The organism is Mycobacterium colombiense (assembly GCF_001953985.1).
Classification (GTDB): Bacteria; Actinomycetota; Actinomycetes; order Mycobacteriales; family Mycobacteriaceae; genus Mycobacterium; species Mycobacterium colombiense_B.
In genome coordinates this window covers 1-14,255 of the sequence record NZ_MBEI01000020.1, presented here as the reverse complement: position 1 = coordinate 14,255, position 14,255 = coordinate 1, and the positions used below count along the sequence as shown (strand labels likewise).

Genomic DNA, 14,255 nt, shown 5'->3' with positions numbered 1-14,255 from the left:
GCCAGCGGCCCCCCCCCCCCCCGCGCGCGCGCGCGCCCCCCCGCGCCCGCCGCGGGCGGCGCGGGCCGGGACCCCCCGCCGGGGCCGGGGCCCCCGCGCCCGGCCCCCCCGCCCCACCTCGTGTTGATCTCGCCGACCATGGCGGCGACATCGTCGGGTTCGGTGACATCGGCCCGAATCGCGGCGGCCTCACCACCGGCCGCGGTTGCGGCCGCGACCACCTCGTCGGCCTCGGCGGCGCTGGACCGGTAGTTGACGACCACCCGAAAACCCTGCTCCGCCATGTCCAATGCGGTTGCCGCGCCGATGCCGCGGCTGGCACCGGTGATCACCGCGACGCGACCCATCGGCGCTACCTCCGACCGTGCCCGCCCGCCTGGCTGGCACTCGCGAACGATACTCCCGCGGTGCACCCGGGTAAAGCGATTCCCGTTGTCAGGGGTGTGTGACGAGGTAGGTCTCGTTGTCCAGGTCGGCGGTGAGTTCCTCGACATCGAAGGGGCGGTCCAGCCGCGCGTGCAACGCCTTTGGATCGATGAGCAGGCTTATCTCCGCGGTTTGACGGGCGAAGAGCCGACCGATGAGGGGATAGATTCGGCGCATGATCGCCCGCTCCGCGGACGTGCAGCGAGACGCGCAGTAGCCGACGTGGCCGATCTCGTCGGTGAGGATTTCGCTGTAGAGCAGTTCGATTCGCTCGGCGACGTCGGGTTCGTCGGCGAAAAGCCTTGTGCCGGCGCGGCGTAATTCGTCGAACAGGATGCATCCCGCCATCTCCGCGGCTCCGACGAACATGAAGCCGAGCCGTTCGGGCAGGAACACGTTCGCTTTGACGAACTGGCGTATCACGAAGGGCGGCGGGACGACCTGGAAGGTCAGGTCGAACACGTCGAGCGCGTAGGCCAGCAGCCGGGTGTGGTAGTGCTCTTCGAGTTCGAGGTAGACGCGCTCCGGCGGCACGCTCTCGTCGCTGTTGCGCCCGTAGGTCTCGCCCAGCCCCACGCCGAACCGCTCCGCCTGATTGAGCTTTGCGGTTGCCAGCAGGAACAGCATCTTGGCGTCCAGTCCGGGTTCGGGTCGTCGGCGGCGCAGGTTGCGCAGGAAGGTGGTTCGGTCGGCGGGATGGGCTGACCGCACGGGATTGGATTCGATGTCGCTGAAGAACTGCTCGCGGTTGGCCAGCCGCCTGTTGAGCAGATCGGCTTCGCCGTCACGCTTGGCCAGGAAGTCCCGGTAGCCTTCGATGTCGGTGGGATTCATCGCTTCTCCATTCCTTTGACAATCGTTGTCACGTAACGGCTTAACAGCGCGGCATCGTGGGCCCCGGTGGCCAGCAGCGCGAAGAGTCCGGTGAGGAAGAACGTCGCGAGTTCGGCCGCGTCGACGCCGGGGTCGACCTGTCCCGCGTCTTGGGCCCGACTGATGACGCCCACTAGGAATTGTCCGACCGGGTGCTGGGCAAGCTCGTCTTCGACCGGACGGGTCGAGGAGAAGTGCAATCCGAGCATGTCCCGGAAAACCGCTTCGCCCAAGCGACTTTCAGCGCTGAGTACGTGATGCACGAGCCGGGAGAGGACCGACGCGAGATCGCCCGTGGCGTCGCCGAGTTCGCTGATGATCCGCGTCTCCTCGACACGCTCCACCTCGACGAGAACGTGCTCCTTCGTCGGGAAGTGGAAATAAAACGTCCCCCGGGCCACGCCCGCGTCGGCGACGATCGCGCTGACATCGGCGGCGGCCAGCCCGCGCCGCGAAATCTCGGCCAGCGCCGCGTCGAACAGCCGCGCGCGGGTTTCCAGCCGGCGCGTTTCGCGGACGCTCCCACCCGGCGATCCGGTCGCGGATGGCGCGCGTGCTGACCCCATGGAGGCACCGTACGCCCATGACTGACGGTCGTCAATGACGGGCGTCAGTGAAGCTTCAACGGACGCTCGCCGGGTTTTCCGCCCAGTCCCGGATCGCCGGCGCAAGCCAGCGCCGCAGGTAGCCGCGAAGTTCGTCCTCGTCCCGCGGGGGATCGCTGGGGTTGGACATGAACGAGTGCACCGCACGCAGCGCCCATTCGACCAATTCGTCCAGGATTTGCGACGCCATCGGTGTTCGCTCCCAGTCGATCGACGTGTTCTCGACGAGGATCGACTGCCCGATGCGCAGCGCCGTCTCCGAGGTGACGCTGCGCAGCAGCGCGTGCGACGGCTCATCCAGCAGGAGTTGCAGGTACGGCTCGTCGGGCACCGCGGTGACGGTGAGGACCACGCCCTCGACGATGGCCTCGGCGATATCGTCGATCGTGCTCAAGCGAGTCGCCATGGTTTCCAAGAACTTTCGCGTCCCCTGCGTGGCCGCCGCTCGCAGCAACGCCGTGGTGCTGGGGAAGTACCGGTACACCGTCTTCCTGCTGACCCCGAGTTCGACCGCGACGTCGGCGATGGTGGTCTGCCCGCCGCGGCGTCGCACGCAGCGGTCGGCCGCCGCCACGATCCGCGCGACGGCGTCCTCGTCGCTGCTCGGCGGCTTTCCCTGCCATCCGTGGGTCCGCATAGCTGCGAATGTAATCGAGGCTGGACATCGGCGACACACTTTTGCTAGATATGTATCGTCAAGCTTTCGGTAAGCGCGTATGTGCTCGTGCGCGCGCCAATAACTGAGGACGCCCAACGATGAGCGGTCAATGTAGCGACGACATCCAACGCATCGCCAACCGCCTGGGGTTCGGCTGCGAGCACGCCTCGCCATGGGTGACGCTGAGAAATCCGTTCGGACTGGCCAATTGGACGCTGCCGGTAATCGAACTGCTGGTCGTCGCGGGCGCCGTGCTGGCGCTCTGGTGGGCGATCCGCCGGCTACGCCGCGAGGGGGACCCCGCCAACATCGTGATCTGGTTCGCCACGGTCATCTACCTGCTCATCGTCGAGCCGCCCCTGTACTTTCCGACCCTCTTCGGCGTCGACGGCTCCATCGGTGCGGTCTTCGCGCACAACGTCTTCACGGTCCAGTTCATGTACGACCGGCTGCCGATCTACATCGTCGCGCTGTACCCCGCGATGATGACGCTGGCCTACGAGGTGGTTCGCAGCCTTGGCGTATTCCGGGACTGGGGCGCGATCGTCGGCGCGGTGTGCGTGGGATTCGTGCACAACTGCTTCTATGAAATCTTCGACCAGTTGGGTCCGCAACTGCGCTGGTGGGCGTGGAACACCGACAACGCGATCAACCGTCCGATGCTGGCTTCGGTGCCGATGAGCAGCGTCCTGCTGTTCGCCACCGTGGGCCCGGCCTGCGTCGCGCTGTTCACCCAGCTCCTGGTGACCCGGCCTATTGAGCGGGGCCGCGTGCTGAGGCGAATGTCGTTGACCGGCCGCACATTCGGCGTGGCGGTGCTGGTGCCGGTTGGCCTGGTGGTCGCCAACCTCCCGATATTGCTGGCCGGTGGCGAACATCCCGATAGTGCGCTGCGGCGGGCGCTGTACTTCGCCATTCTGGGTGCGTTCGCCGTGGTGGCGATCCCTATCCTGTTGCGGCAGTGGCGCAATTCCGCATTCACGCCGGGCGCGCGCAACCCCTTCGTCGCCATCTTCGGGTCCGCATTCCTCATCGTGCTCAGTGGGCTGTGGTTGTCGGCCATGCCCGCCTACCTGAAGGCCTCGCACGGCCTCACGCCCGACGGCGCACCCACCGGCAACCTGGTCTATGCGATGGCGTGCTTCCTGCTCGCCGTCGCACTGACGATGTCGGTGACCGTGCGCGCCGTCCGACCGTCGGCTCTCATCCGTCGCAAGCAGCTGACCGGCACGAGGTAACGCCATGACCGGCTTGGAAATTCGGCGCATCCGCTTCGACCTGGATGGCGAGGTGCCGTTCAATTGGAACGCGGGCAACCCCGCCTTCTCGACCTACATGAACATGGTCTCGATCATGGCGATCTGCTTCGAAAAGATGCTCGTCTCCGCCGTGCGAGAGGCCATGCCGCGCATCACCGACGCCGCTGTCGCCGACGAAGCGGAAGCGTTCTTGCGCCAGGAGGCCCAACACGCGAACGCGCACCGCCAGCACATCCGGGCTTTGACTCGAAGCCATCCCGGCCTGCAGGAAACGCTCGACGAGGCCGTCGCCTCGTATGACCACCTGACGGAGACGACCCCGCTGAACTTCCGGTTGGCCTACGTCGCGGACCTGGAAGCAACGTTCACACCGTTCTTCAAGATGCTGCTCGACAACGAGGCCACGCTGTTTCGCCACGGCGACGAGCGAGTGGCCTCGCTGCTGATGTGGCACTTCGTCGAAGAGGTCGAACACCGCAGCTCGGCGCTGGTCGTCTACAACGCGGTAGTCGACGACAAGCTGTACCGGCTGCGGGTGCTGGCCCGCGTCGTCAAACACCTGATGCAGGTCACCACCCGCCTGTTCGACAGCATCGACGCCAACGTGCCCCTATCCGAACGGGGCGTGGACGCACGCGATTTCGCCCCCCTCAGTGGCATTCTCGGCAAGGTACGGGCGAGACGCGATGCGGACACGGTGCAGCGCGTGCAGCCCGCGCTGCACACGGTGCCCTGGAAGCAGAAACTCGGCACCGCCGCCCGGGTGCTGATGAGCCAGACGCCATTACATAACCCAGCGAAGGAACCACTTCCCGAGTTCGCCGACCGCTGGTTCGAGCGTTACAACCGCGGCGACGACGTATGCCACTGGTATTCGAGTCAGCACTGACCGGCGCGCCGTGCGGTGAGGAGTCGCCGGTCACCCTTGGTGGTCGAACCCGGGCCTAGCTACCCTTCCCGACGGGCATTGGCGGATTGGTAATCAAAACTGTAATTCTTACAGTATGGTGTGACAATGGCGCCCGCGACGGAGCAGAAGCCGACCTTTTGTCGCATCTGCGAGCCGCTGTGCGGCATGATCGCCACGGTTGAGGACGGGCGTCTCGTCGCACTTCGTCCGGACAAGGAACATCCACTGTCGGCGGGTTTCGCATGCCAGAAAGGCATCGCATTCGCCGAGGTGCAAAACGACCCCGACCGGATCACGACGCCCCTGCGCCGCACCCCGAACGGCTTCGAACCCACGACGTGGGACGCGGCGCTGACCGACATCGCCGCACGGCTGGCGGCGCTCCTGGGAGCGCGCGGATCGGGGGCAGTCGGCTGGTACATGGGCAACCCGGGCGCGTTCAGCTATGCGCACGTATTCGCCGCGCTGATGTTCATCAAGGGAATTGGACGCCACGGCCACTACTTCACGTCCTCGTCTCAAGACACCAACAGCAGGTTGATCGCGAGCCAGTTGCTTTACGGCGTGCCGACATCGGTGCCGATACCCGATTTGACCCGCACCGATCTGTTGGTCCTGATGGGTACCAATCCCGTCGTGTCGCACGGTAGTTTTCTCACCGCCCCGCGCATCAAGGACCGCATGCACGACATCGTCAAGCGCGGCGGACGCGTCGTGGTCGTCGACCCGCGCCGCACCGAGACGGCCGCGGCGTTCGAGTGGCTGGGCATCGTCCCGGACAGCGACTCGTTCCTCTTGCTGTCCCTCGTGCAGGTGATGTTCGCCGAAGATCTTGTCGACCACGCCGCCGTAAGCCGGCAAGCCGACGGGATCGATTGGTTGCGCGTCCTGTCCCAGCCGTTCACCCCCGAGATGACCGCCCGCCAAACCGGCATCGACCCCGACAGCGTCCGGGCGCTCGCACATGACCTGGCTCGCACCCATCGCGCGGCGATCTACGGCAGGCTGGGCACGTGTATCGGGCGATCCGGAACACTGACCACCTATCTCATCGACGCGGTCAACCTCATCGCGGGGAATCTCGACACGCCCGGCGGTTCCGTGTTCAGTTCGATGGAGACACTGGGCGAGCGGTGGCAGAACACGATCATGGGTTTTGCATTGCGGCGTTCATACCGTCGCAATCGATCTCGCATCGGCGGCATGGCCAACGCGATCGGCTCCGAACCCGCCGCACTGATGGCCAAGGAAATCACCACACCGGGTGATCGCCAGATCAAGGCAATGTTCGTCTCGGCGGGCAACCCAGTTCTCTCGGTGCCCAATGGCGGCGAACTCGAAGCCGCGTTCGAGACGCTGGAGCTATCGGTGGGACTCGACCTCTATGTCACCGAGACCACGGCCCACTGTGACTACATCCTGCCCACCACCACCATGTACGAACGCGACGACTTCCCGTACACCTTCCAGGGATTCCAGGCCACGCCGTTTCGCCAGGCCACCGGGGCCGTCGTCGCACCGGCGGGTGAAGCGCGGCCAGAATGGGACATTGTCGACGACCTGACGCAGCGCCTCGCGCGCACCGTTCCGGCGTTTGCGATGCTGGCGGCAATGCGAAAAGCGATGGGAGCCTTCGGGATCACACTCACGCCGCGAATCCTGATGGACGTTCTCATCCGCATGTCGCAGGGCGGCGACCGTTTCGGCCTGCGTCGTGGTGGGTTGACGCTGAGGCGACTGGTGGAGCAGCATCCGCACGGAGTGGTTGTGGCACCAGACATTCGGACCGGCGTGTTGCGAAACGCCGTCGCCTACCTCTCACGGCGCATCAAGCTGACGAATAATGACATCGCTGACGAGGTCAACAAACTCGCGAATCGGCACCAGCCCGACGGCTACCCGATGACGATGATCGGTATGCGTGAGCCGCGTTCTGAGAACTCCTGGATGCACAACTCGCCGCTCCTGATGCGCGGCGACCGTACGCAGCGGGCCCTTATCCATGTCGAGGACGCCGAGAAACTGGGAATCGCCGACGGCGACCCGGTGCGGATCTCGTCGCCTTACGGTGCGATTACCGTCGCCGTATCCACGACGAAGGACATCATGGCCGGGGTGATCGCCGTGCCGCACGGCTGGGGCCACAAGGGAACCGGGTCCTGGCGAGTGGCCAATCGGGCGGGTGGCGCGAACGTCAACCAGCTGACCTCGAGTGACCCCGGGGATGTCGAATACCTATCGGGGATGGCATGGCTGACGGGCGTGCCGGTGCGAATCGAAGCCCTGGACACGGCTGCCCAATTTTAGGCAGCCAAGCCGCCGGTTACCTTCTCGGCCAGCGCGGCCAGCTTGGCGTCGAGTTTCTCTGCGGCGCTGAGCAACTCGGGATTGGACTCGACCACCATCAGCGACGACGGCTTGACGTAGGTCAGGCTGCTGCCTGAACCCTCATCGAGCAACAACAGTTCGACCGGGGCGAACAATCCGGCCGCCACGTCGTGGCGCAGCATGGTGATCGCGATCAGCGGGTTGCCGAGGATGACGCGCAACGCCTTGCGGTCGATGCCGGCCTTGGTGATCCAGGCGCCATGGTCGACCAGGCCAAACAACATGAATCCGCTTGGGCCGACGTGAGATTCGACGCGCTCCTGGTAAGAATGCCAGTCGCCGGTGGACGTCGCGATGTCGTTGATCGGCACCGGCTGCTCGCCGATGTCGGCGAGCAACCCGGCACGTAGTTCGTCGTAGCTCTTGGCGCTGTCGTAACGTACCCGCACGCCGTCGAAGCGGATTTCGGGGGGATCAGACGTAGACATTTTGGTTCTCCTCTGCTGCGATATCGGCGAGTTGCTCGACGCGTTCATGCACCTGCAGGTGCGGCGTGCGATCCACCACCAAGCTGAGCAGGTCTGGTCGGCTGTAGTGGCCGACGGCGTCCATCAAGGCCTTTCGGCCGTTGATCAGCGACAAGTCGAGGTCAGCTATCACCTTGCCCTCACCGGATCGCAGCGGTTCGCCCAAACACACACCCTGCGGCGTGATGATCGCGGTGAAATTGCCGCCCGAGATCGGGCCGATCGGACCACCCGTGTCGGTCATGATCTGCGCTTGCTGATCGGCGTCGAGCCAACCGGTGGCGTTCACGACGAAGGAACCGGACTCCAGCGCATGGTTGCGCACGCTGACCTCCATCTGTTCGGCGAACAAGTCGCCGCCAAACGATCCCGGCCACATGGCCGCGTGGATCTGCTCGCCATCGGCGATCAAGGCGTAGCGCGCTAGCGGGTTGAAATGCTCATAACAGGCCAACTGCCCAATGCGCCCGATTGCGCTGTCGACGGCCCGAAGTCCGCTGCCGTCGCCCTGACCCCAGATCATGCGTTCGTGGTACGTCGGCATGATCTTGCGTCGCCGCTGCAGCAGGGTGCCGTCCTCGTCGAACAACAGCTGCGTGTTGTACAGCGAACCGCCGTCGCGCTCGGTCACGCCGATGGACACCACCATATGAGCGGCCCGAGCCGCGGCACCGATCGCATCGGTTGCCGGCGACGGTATCGTCACGGCCTGATCCAGCAGCCTGAGGTGTTCGGTCGGACGCATCTCGAACGGACGCTGGATGAAAGAGAAGTACGGATAGTAGGGCACGATCGTCTCCGGGAAAACTGCGAACTGGACCCCGTGGGTACTCAGCTCAGCAATTTTGGAGACCACCTTTTCCACGGTCCCCTCGCGGCTGTACAGCACCGGGCTGAGTTGCACTGCGGCCGCGCGTATTACGGACATCGTCGTGGCCTTTCTAGCCCAACCGCTCGATGATGGTGGCGTTGGCCATGCCGCCGCCCTCGCACATCGTCTGCAGCCCGTAGCGACCGCCGCGCTGTTCGAGCGCGTTGACCAGAGTGGTCATCAGGCGAGCGCCGCTGGCGCCCAACGGGTGACCGATCGCGATCGCCCCGCCGTTGACGTTGGTCTTGGCCAGATCGGCCCCGGTGTCGTGCGCCCAGGCCAGCACGACGGGGGCGAACGCCTCGTTCACCTCGAACAGGTCGATGTCGGCGAGTGTCAGACCCGCCTTCGACAACACCTTCTCGGTGGCCGGTATGACTCCGGTCAGCATGTAGAGCGGGTCTGAGCCCACCACGGTGGCGGTGTGGATCCGCGCCAGCGGGTGCAGCCCCAGCTTGTTGGCGGCCTCGCTGCTGGCGATCAGCACCGCGGCGCTGCCGTCGGACAGCGGCGAGGAGTTACCGGGCGTGATCTCCCAATTGATCTGCGGGAAGCGGGCTTTGGCAGCGTCGCTGTAGAACGCCGGCTGCAATCCGGCCAGCGTCTCGACCGTGGTGCCGGGGCGGATGATCTCGTCGGTGGCCAGCCCCGCGATCGGGATGAGCTCGTTGTCGAACAGCCCTTCCTTGGTGGCGCGGGCGGCCTTCTCGTGGCTGCCGGCCGAGAACTCGTCGAGCTGGGCGCGCGAGAAGCCCCATTTCGCGGCGATCAGTTCGGCGCTGATGCCCTGCGGCACCAGGCCGTCGGGATAGCGCCGGGTCATGTCCTCGCCCATCGGGTTGCTGCCCGGCAGCACCTGCGTGCCCATCGGCACGCGGCTCATCGACTCCACGCCGCCGGCGATGACCAGGTCGTAGGCGCCGGCGATCACGCCCTGGGCGGCGAAGCTGATGGCCTGCTGACTACTGCCGCATTGACGGTCGATCGTGACACCGGGAACCGACTCCGGGAAACCCGCCCCCAGCAGCGCATTACGGGCGATGTTGGCCGCCTGGTCACCGACTTGGGTGACGGCGCCGGCGATGACGTCGTCGATTTGGGCCGGATCCACGCCGGTGCGCGCCACCAGCTCGCGAAGGCTGTGGGCCAGCAGATCGGCGGGCAACACGTCGTGCAGCGCGCCACTGGCCTTGCCCTTGCCGATGGGGGTGCGGACGGCTCCGACGATGACGGCGTCGCGGACCCCGAAACTGGGATGGCTCGTCATGACTCCTCCTCGAGTCGATCTCGATCTAGGTATAGAATCCTGTACCCAGATAAACACCTCGGTATGCTTAAAGCAACCCAGGTGCGGAGGTGATTTAGATGACACTGCTGCAAGGACCGCTGGCCGACCGCGACGCCTGGTCGGCGGTGGGCGAGTGCGCGATCGAGAAGACGATGGCGGTCGTCGGAACTAAATCCGCGATGCTGATCATGCGCGAGGCCTACTACGGCACCACCCGGTTCGACGACTTCGCCCGCCGGGTGGGCATCACCAAGGCCGCCACCTCGGCGCGGCTGAGTGAACTGGTCGAGCTGGGGCTGCTACGGCGCCAGCCCTATCGGGAGCCCGGGCAGCGCAGCCGCGACGAGTACGTGCTCACCGACGCCGGCACCGCCTTCATGCCGGTGGTGTGGTCGCTGTTCGAGTGGGGGAGGCATTACCTGCCGGGCCGCAACCGGCTGCGGCTGACCCACCTGGGCTGCGGCGCCGAGGTGAGCGTCGAAATCCGTTGCGCGGAAGGCCATCTGGTGCCGCCCGACGAGCTGGGCATGCGGCTGGCTAAGAAGTCTGGTTGAGCGCAGCCAGCAGCCTGCGCGCCCCGGCGACGCGGCGCACGGCGGGCCCGGTCAGGGTGTCCAGCGCGCACTCGGGGTCGGCCGGCGGCCCCATATGCCCGCAACCGCGCGGGCAGTCCGCGATGGCCTCGGCCAGGTCGGAGAACGCCATCATGACGTCATCGGGCTGGATGTGGGCGAGCCCGAAGGAACGGATGCCCGGCGTGTCGATCACCCACCCGGTGGTGCCCAGCGGCTCGGTCAGCGGCAGCGCCACCGACTGCGTCGACGTGTGCCGCCCCCTGCCGATGTCGGTCACGTCGCCGACGGCGCGGTCCGCGTCGGGCACCAGGCGGTTCACCAAGGTGGACTTGCCGACGCCGGAATGCCCGAGCAACACGGTGATCTTGCCCGCGAGCAGGTCCGCCACGGCCGGCAGGGGATCATCGCGGCCGGCCGCCACCACCGTCAGATCCAGGTCGACGAACTGCTCCGCGAACGGCTCTGGCGGGGCGAGGTCGGTCTTGGTCAGGCACAGGATCGGCTTGAGCCCGCCCGCGTAGGCGGCGATCAGCGTCCGGTCGACCAGCCCGGTGCGGGGCGGCGGATCGGCCAGCGCCACCACGATCAGCAACTGGTCGGCGTTGGCGACCACCACCCGTTCGGTCGGATCGGTGTCATCGGCGGTGCGCCGCAACACCGTTCGCCGCTCCCCGCGACGCACGATGCGGGCCAGCGTGTCCGGCCGCCCGGACAGGTCGCCGACCACGTCGACGTCGTCGCCCACCACGATCGGGGTGCGGCCCAGCTCGCGCGCCCGCATGGCGGTGACCCGGCGATCGACGTCGCCGCCCAGCACGCATCCCCAGCGGCCGCGGTCGACGCTGACCACCATTGCGGCCTCGGCGTCGGCGTGCTCGGGACGGGTCTTGGTCCGCGGGCGCGAGCCCCGGCCGGAGCGGATCTTGACATCCGACTCGTCGTAGTCGCCGGGCTTCACATGCCGCGCTCTTCCCCTGGCTCGAGCATGCGGGCCCACAGTTGCGGAAAGTCCGGCAGGGTCTTGCTGGTGGCGCCGATGTCGCTGACCTCGACCCCGTCCACCCGCAGACCGACGATCGCACCCGCCATCGCCATCCGGTGGTCGGCGTAGGAGTGCCACACCCCGGCACGCAGCGGCGTCGCGGTGATCTCGAGACCGTCGGGGGTTTCGGTGCAGTCGCCGCCGAGGCGGTTGATCTCGGCGCTCAGCGCGGCCAGCCGATCGGTCTCGTGGCCGCGCAGGTGAGCGATGCCGGACAGGCGCGACACCGACCCCGGCGTCGCCAGCGCCGCCAGGGCGGCCACCGACGGCGTCAGCTCGCCGACCGCGCGCAGGTCGACGTCGAACCCGCCGAAGTCTCCGGAACCGCGTACTTCCAGGAACGAACCATCCTGCGTGACAACGGTATTCAGCTTGCCCAAGACGGCCAGGATGTTCTCGGCGGGCTGCACGCTGTTCGCCGGCCAGCCGGTGATGCGCACGGTGCCGCCGGTGACCACGGCCGCCGCCAGGAACGGGACGGCGTTGGTCAGGTCCGGCTCCACCTCCCAGTGCCGCGCCGCGACCGGCCCCGGACGCACCGTCCAGCGGTTGGGCACGGAGTCGTCGACCTCGACGCCGGCCTGACGCAACATCACCACCGTCATGGCGATGTGCGGCGCCGACGGCAGTGCCGCGCCGGTGTGCCGCACGGTCAATCCCTCGGCGAACGAGGCCGCGCACAACAGCAACCCGGAGACGAACTGCGACGACGCCGAGGCGTCGATTTCCACGGTGCCGCCGGTGATCGAACCCGCGCCCAGCACCCGGAACGGAAGTCCGGAGCCGTCGATCCGGACGCCGAGCCCGCGCAGCGCGCCCAGCAGCGGCGCGATGGGCCGTGCCCGAGCCTGCTCGTCGCCGTCAAACTCGACCGCCGACTCGGCGAGCGCCGCCAGCGGCGGCACGAACCGCAGCACCGTGCCGGCCAGGCCGCAGTCGACTTGCGCCGGCGTCTCCGGTGCGACGTGACCGCTGACCGTCAGCTCCGTCCCGTCACCGTCGACACGCAAGCCCAGGGTGCGCAGCGCCCCGATCATCAGGTCGGTGTCCCTGCTGCGCAGCGCCCCGCTGATGGTCGAGGACCCCGAGTCCAGCGCGGCCGCCAGCGCCGCCAGCACCAGGGCCCGGTTGGTCTGCGACTTCGAACCCGGAACGGTCACGGTCGCCTGCACGGGCTGCGATGCCAAGGGGGCCGTCCATGTCGTCACCGGTCCATCATCGCCTGTCACCGGTTTCTGCCCCAATAGGTCTTCGTGGCTCTGCCACTATGGGTCTTATGTGTGGACGGTTCGCGGTGACCACCGATCCGGCTCTGCTGGCCGAGAAGATCAAGGCAATTGACGAGGCCACCGGCGCCGATGCGGCCTCGAGCGCCCCCAACTACAACGTGGCCCCGACCTCGACCATCGCGACGGTCGTCACCCGGCATTCCGAGCCCGAGGACCAGCCGACGCGGCGGGTGCGGCTGATGCGCTGGGGCTTGGTGCCGCCGTGGGCCAAGGCCGGTGCGGACGGCGCGCCCGACACCAAGGGCCCGATGCTGATCAACGCCCGCGCGGACAAGGTCACCACGTCGCCGGCCTTCCGGACCAGTGCCAAGTCCAAGCGCTGCCTGATCCCGATGGACGGCTACTACGAATGGCGGGTCAACTCGGACGACGCGGCCGGCAAGAAGACCCGCAAGACGCCGTTCTTCATGTACTCCGAAGACGGCGAGCCGCTGTTCATGGCGGGCCTGTGGTCGGTCTGGAAACCGGCCAAGGACGCTTCGCCGTTGCTGAGCTGCACGATCATCACCACCGACGCGCCGGGGGAGCTGGCACAGATTCACGATCGGATGCCGCTGGTGCTGCCCGAACGCGACTGGGACCGGTGGCTGGACCCGGATGCCGCGATCGACGAGCGCCTGCTGGCCCGCACCCCCGATGTGCGCGCCATCCGGATGCGCGAGGTGTCGACGTTGGTCAACAACGTCCGCAACAACGGCCCGCAGTTGCTCGAGCCGGCCGAGCCGCAGCCCGAGCAGATGAAAATCCTGTAGCGCTGCCTCAGCCGCTTCATCGCCAGGCGCGATTCGCGTCGCGCTTCGGCTGTCGGATCACGCACCACTTCTTCGTCGTATGGATAGGCAACCGAGATGCCCGCAAATACGACGAATCAGGAGAACACAATGAACGTCATAAAACTCGACGACAGCGCACGCCAACTCATCGGGTCCGACCCGGCCACGCTTGTCACGATCAATCGAGACGGAAGCCCGCAAGTCAGCCTGGTCTGGGTGACGGTGCAGAGTACAGCCGACGGCGGTGATGAGCTGGTCACCGCTCATCTGCAGGAGCATCAGAAGATCCGCAACATCCGGCGTGATCCCCGCGTGGCGGTGACCATCGCGTCCACCGACCGCAGCGGGCCGCAGACACCCTATCTGTCGATCAGGGGCACGGCTCGCATCGAAGAGGGCGGTGCCCCCGAACTACTCGACGAGATCGCCACGACTATCTTCGGCCCCGGCACGGGGTTCCCGCCGCCTGGCGCACCCTCCGGATACCTGACTCACATCACGATCGAGAAAATCGGTGGCGTGGGCCCATGGGCGGCCTGAACGTCAAGTTCACATAGGTTCACCGTTCCGGAAATGGGACGTGTTGAGCTATGCCGCCTCATCGTCGTCTCCATCGCGCAGCAGCTTTTCGGGGTGGTGGAAGGTGTTGGTGCGGGGCTGGTTGCGTTCGAGGTGCGGCGGCGGTGTCCATTCGGTGTCGGCGCGCGCGTTTTTGCGGGTGGTCCAGCCGCCGGGTCGTAGCAGGCGGTGGTGTGGGCCGCAGGCGAAGGTGAGTTGGTCGGCGTCGGTGGTGTGGCATGTGGACCAGTCGGTGACGTGGTGGACTTCGCA

At 66.8% G+C, this 14,255-nt stretch carries 16 protein-coding genes; 6 read left to right on the top strand and 10 right to left on the bottom strand.

The features are described from left to right. The 4 genes from A5732_RS04130 to A5732_RS04115 all read right to left on the bottom strand — a co-directional run. Positions 1-347, bottom strand: a 347-nt coding sequence (locus tag A5732_RS04130; protein WP_142256549.1) for an SDR family NAD(P)-dependent oxidoreductase, incomplete at its 3' end; no start/stop codon positions are given. 88 nt (positions 348-435) lie between these two features. After that, a complete protein-coding gene (locus A5732_RS04125; protein ID WP_076100871.1) occupies positions 436-1,260 on the bottom strand; it encodes a hypothetical protein in 825 nt (274 codons plus the stop codon). After that, positions 1,257-1,865 carry a TetR/AcrR family transcriptional regulator gene (locus A5732_RS04120; protein ID WP_076100868.1) on the bottom strand — a complete coding sequence of 203 codons (609 nt, stop codon included), beginning with the start codon at positions 1,863-1,865 and terminating at the stop codon, positions 1,257-1,259. The genes A5732_RS04125 and A5732_RS04120 overlap by 4 nt, the downstream gene beginning before the upstream one ends. Before the next feature lie 55 nt (positions 1,866-1,920). Beyond that, positions 1,921-2,541 carry a TetR/AcrR family transcriptional regulator gene (locus A5732_RS04115; RefSeq protein ID WP_076100867.1) on the bottom strand — a complete coding sequence of 207 codons (621 nt, stop codon included), beginning with the start codon at positions 2,539-2,541 and terminating at the stop codon, positions 1,921-1,923. A gap of 119 nt (positions 2,542-2,660) precedes the next feature. Here A5732_RS04115 and A5732_RS04110 point away from each other — a divergent pair, with 119 nt between their 5' ends. From A5732_RS04110 to A5732_RS04100, 3 genes are all read left to right on the top strand, one after another. Further along, positions 2,661-3,800, top strand: a complete 1,140-nt coding sequence (locus A5732_RS04110) for a hypothetical protein (RefSeq protein ID WP_076100866.1) — start codon at positions 2,661-2,663, stop codon at positions 3,798-3,800. 4 nt (positions 3,801-3,804) lie between these two features. Next, the gene (locus A5732_RS04105; protein WP_076100864.1) at positions 3,805-4,710 is read left to right on the top strand and encodes a metal-dependent hydrolase; all 906 of its coding nucleotides are present in this window, start codon (positions 3,805-3,807) and stop codon (positions 4,708-4,710) included. Positions 4,711-4,836: 126 nt separating this feature from the next. Beyond that, the gene (locus A5732_RS04100) at positions 4,837-7,038 is read left to right on the top strand and encodes a molybdopterin-containing oxidoreductase family protein (protein ID WP_076100862.1); all 2,202 of its coding nucleotides are present in this window, start codon (positions 4,837-4,839) and stop codon (positions 7,036-7,038) included. On the opposite strand, the gene A5732_RS04095 is transcribed toward A5732_RS04100, so the two are convergent. From A5732_RS04095 to A5732_RS04085, 3 genes are read right to left on the bottom strand one after another with little or no spacing between them, the layout of a single operon-like run. Next, positions 7,035-7,547 carry a DUF302 domain-containing protein gene (locus A5732_RS04095; protein ID WP_076100859.1) on the bottom strand — a complete coding sequence of 171 codons (513 nt, stop codon included), beginning with the start codon at positions 7,545-7,547 and terminating at the stop codon, positions 7,035-7,037. The two genes, A5732_RS04100 and A5732_RS04095, sit on opposite strands and share 4 nt — an antisense overlap. Continuing rightward, complete coding sequence (locus A5732_RS04090) at positions 7,534-8,514, bottom strand: carbon-nitrogen hydrolase family protein (protein WP_076100856.1); 981 nt, start codon at positions 8,512-8,514, stop codon at positions 7,534-7,536. The genes A5732_RS04095 and A5732_RS04090 overlap by 14 nt, the downstream gene beginning before the upstream one ends. Before the next feature lie 13 nt (positions 8,515-8,527). Continuing rightward, complete coding sequence (locus A5732_RS04085; protein ID WP_076100854.1) at positions 8,528-9,724, bottom strand: thiolase family protein; 1,197 nt, start codon at positions 9,722-9,724, stop codon at positions 8,528-8,530. Between the two features lie 98 nt (positions 9,725-9,822). On the opposite strand from A5732_RS04085, the gene A5732_RS04080 reads away from it, so the two are divergent. After that, positions 9,823-10,299, top strand: coding sequence for a winged helix-turn-helix transcriptional regulator (locus A5732_RS04080; RefSeq protein WP_076100851.1), 477 nt, complete (start codon positions 9,823-9,825; stop codon positions 10,297-10,299). Here the strand turns inward: A5732_RS04080 and rsgA are convergent. After that, a complete protein-coding gene (rsgA, locus tag A5732_RS04075) occupies positions 10,283-11,278 on the bottom strand; it encodes a ribosome small subunit-dependent GTPase A (RefSeq protein WP_076100848.1) in 996 nt (331 codons plus the stop codon). The genes A5732_RS04080 and rsgA overlap by 17 nt on opposite strands. Then, a complete protein-coding gene (gene aroA, locus A5732_RS04070; protein ID WP_076053739.1) occupies positions 11,275-12,570 on the bottom strand; it encodes a 3-phosphoshikimate 1-carboxyvinyltransferase in 1,296 nt (431 codons plus the stop codon). The genes rsgA and aroA overlap by 4 nt, the downstream gene beginning before the upstream one ends. A gap of 68 nt (positions 12,571-12,638) precedes the next feature. Here aroA and A5732_RS04065 point away from each other — a divergent pair, with 68 nt between their 5' ends. Beyond that, positions 12,639-13,403: an SOS response-associated peptidase gene (locus A5732_RS04065; RefSeq protein ID WP_076100845.1), complete on the top strand. Its 765-nt coding sequence runs from the start codon at positions 12,639-12,641 to the stop codon at positions 13,401-13,403. Between the two features lie 129 nt (positions 13,404-13,532). Next, positions 13,533-13,964, top strand: coding sequence for a TIGR03618 family F420-dependent PPOX class oxidoreductase (locus A5732_RS04060; RefSeq protein ID WP_081388710.1), 432 nt, complete (start codon positions 13,533-13,535; stop codon positions 13,962-13,964). 48 nt (positions 13,965-14,012) lie between these two features. Here A5732_RS04060 and A5732_RS04055 read toward each other — a convergent pair. Then, positions 14,013-14,255 (bottom strand): HNH endonuclease signature motif containing protein (locus A5732_RS04055; RefSeq protein WP_142256548.1); only part of this gene is annotated, 243 nt, incomplete at its 5' end.

Excerpts from the sequence above, each read along its gene's own strand:
- A5732_RS04095 (WP_076100859.1), bottom strand. The coding sequence starts at position 7,547 with ATGTCTACGTCTGATCCCCCCGAAATCCGCTTCGACGGCGTGCGGGTA.
- A5732_RS04110 (WP_076100866.1), top strand. The coding sequence starts at position 2,661 with ATGAGCGGTCAATGTAGCGACGACATCCAACGCATCGCCAACCGCCTG.
- A5732_RS04115 (WP_076100867.1), bottom strand. The coding sequence starts at position 2,541 with ATGCGGACCCACGGATGGCAGGGAAAGCCGCCGAGCAGCGACGAGGAC.
- A5732_RS04120 (WP_076100868.1), bottom strand. The coding sequence starts at position 1,865 with ATGGGGTCAGCACGCGCGCCATCCGCGACCGGATCGCCGGGTGGGAGC.
- A5732_RS04100 (WP_076100862.1), top strand. The coding sequence starts at position 4,837 with ATGGCGCCCGCGACGGAGCAGAAGCCGACCTTTTGTCGCATCTGCGAG.
- A5732_RS04105 (WP_076100864.1), top strand. The coding sequence starts at position 3,805 with ATGACCGGCTTGGAAATTCGGCGCATCCGCTTCGACCTGGATGGCGAG.
- A5732_RS04060 (WP_081388710.1), top strand. The coding sequence starts at position 13,533 with ATGAACGTCATAAAACTCGACGACAGCGCACGCCAACTCATCGGGTCC.
- A5732_RS04080 (WP_076100851.1), top strand. The coding sequence starts at position 9,823 with ATGACACTGCTGCAAGGACCGCTGGCCGACCGCGACGCCTGGTCGGCG.
- A5732_RS04125 (WP_076100871.1), bottom strand. The coding sequence starts at position 1,260 with ATGAATCCCACCGACATCGAAGGCTACCGGGACTTCCTGGCCAAGCGT.
- A5732_RS04065 (WP_076100845.1), top strand. The coding sequence starts at position 12,639 with ATGTGTGGACGGTTCGCGGTGACCACCGATCCGGCTCTGCTGGCCGAG.
- A5732_RS04085 (WP_076100854.1), bottom strand. The coding sequence starts at position 9,724 with ATGACGAGCCATCCCAGTTTCGGGGTCCGCGACGCCGTCATCGTCGGA.
- A5732_RS04090 (WP_076100856.1), bottom strand. The coding sequence starts at position 8,514 with ATGTCCGTAATACGCGCGGCCGCAGTGCAACTCAGCCCGGTGCTGTAC.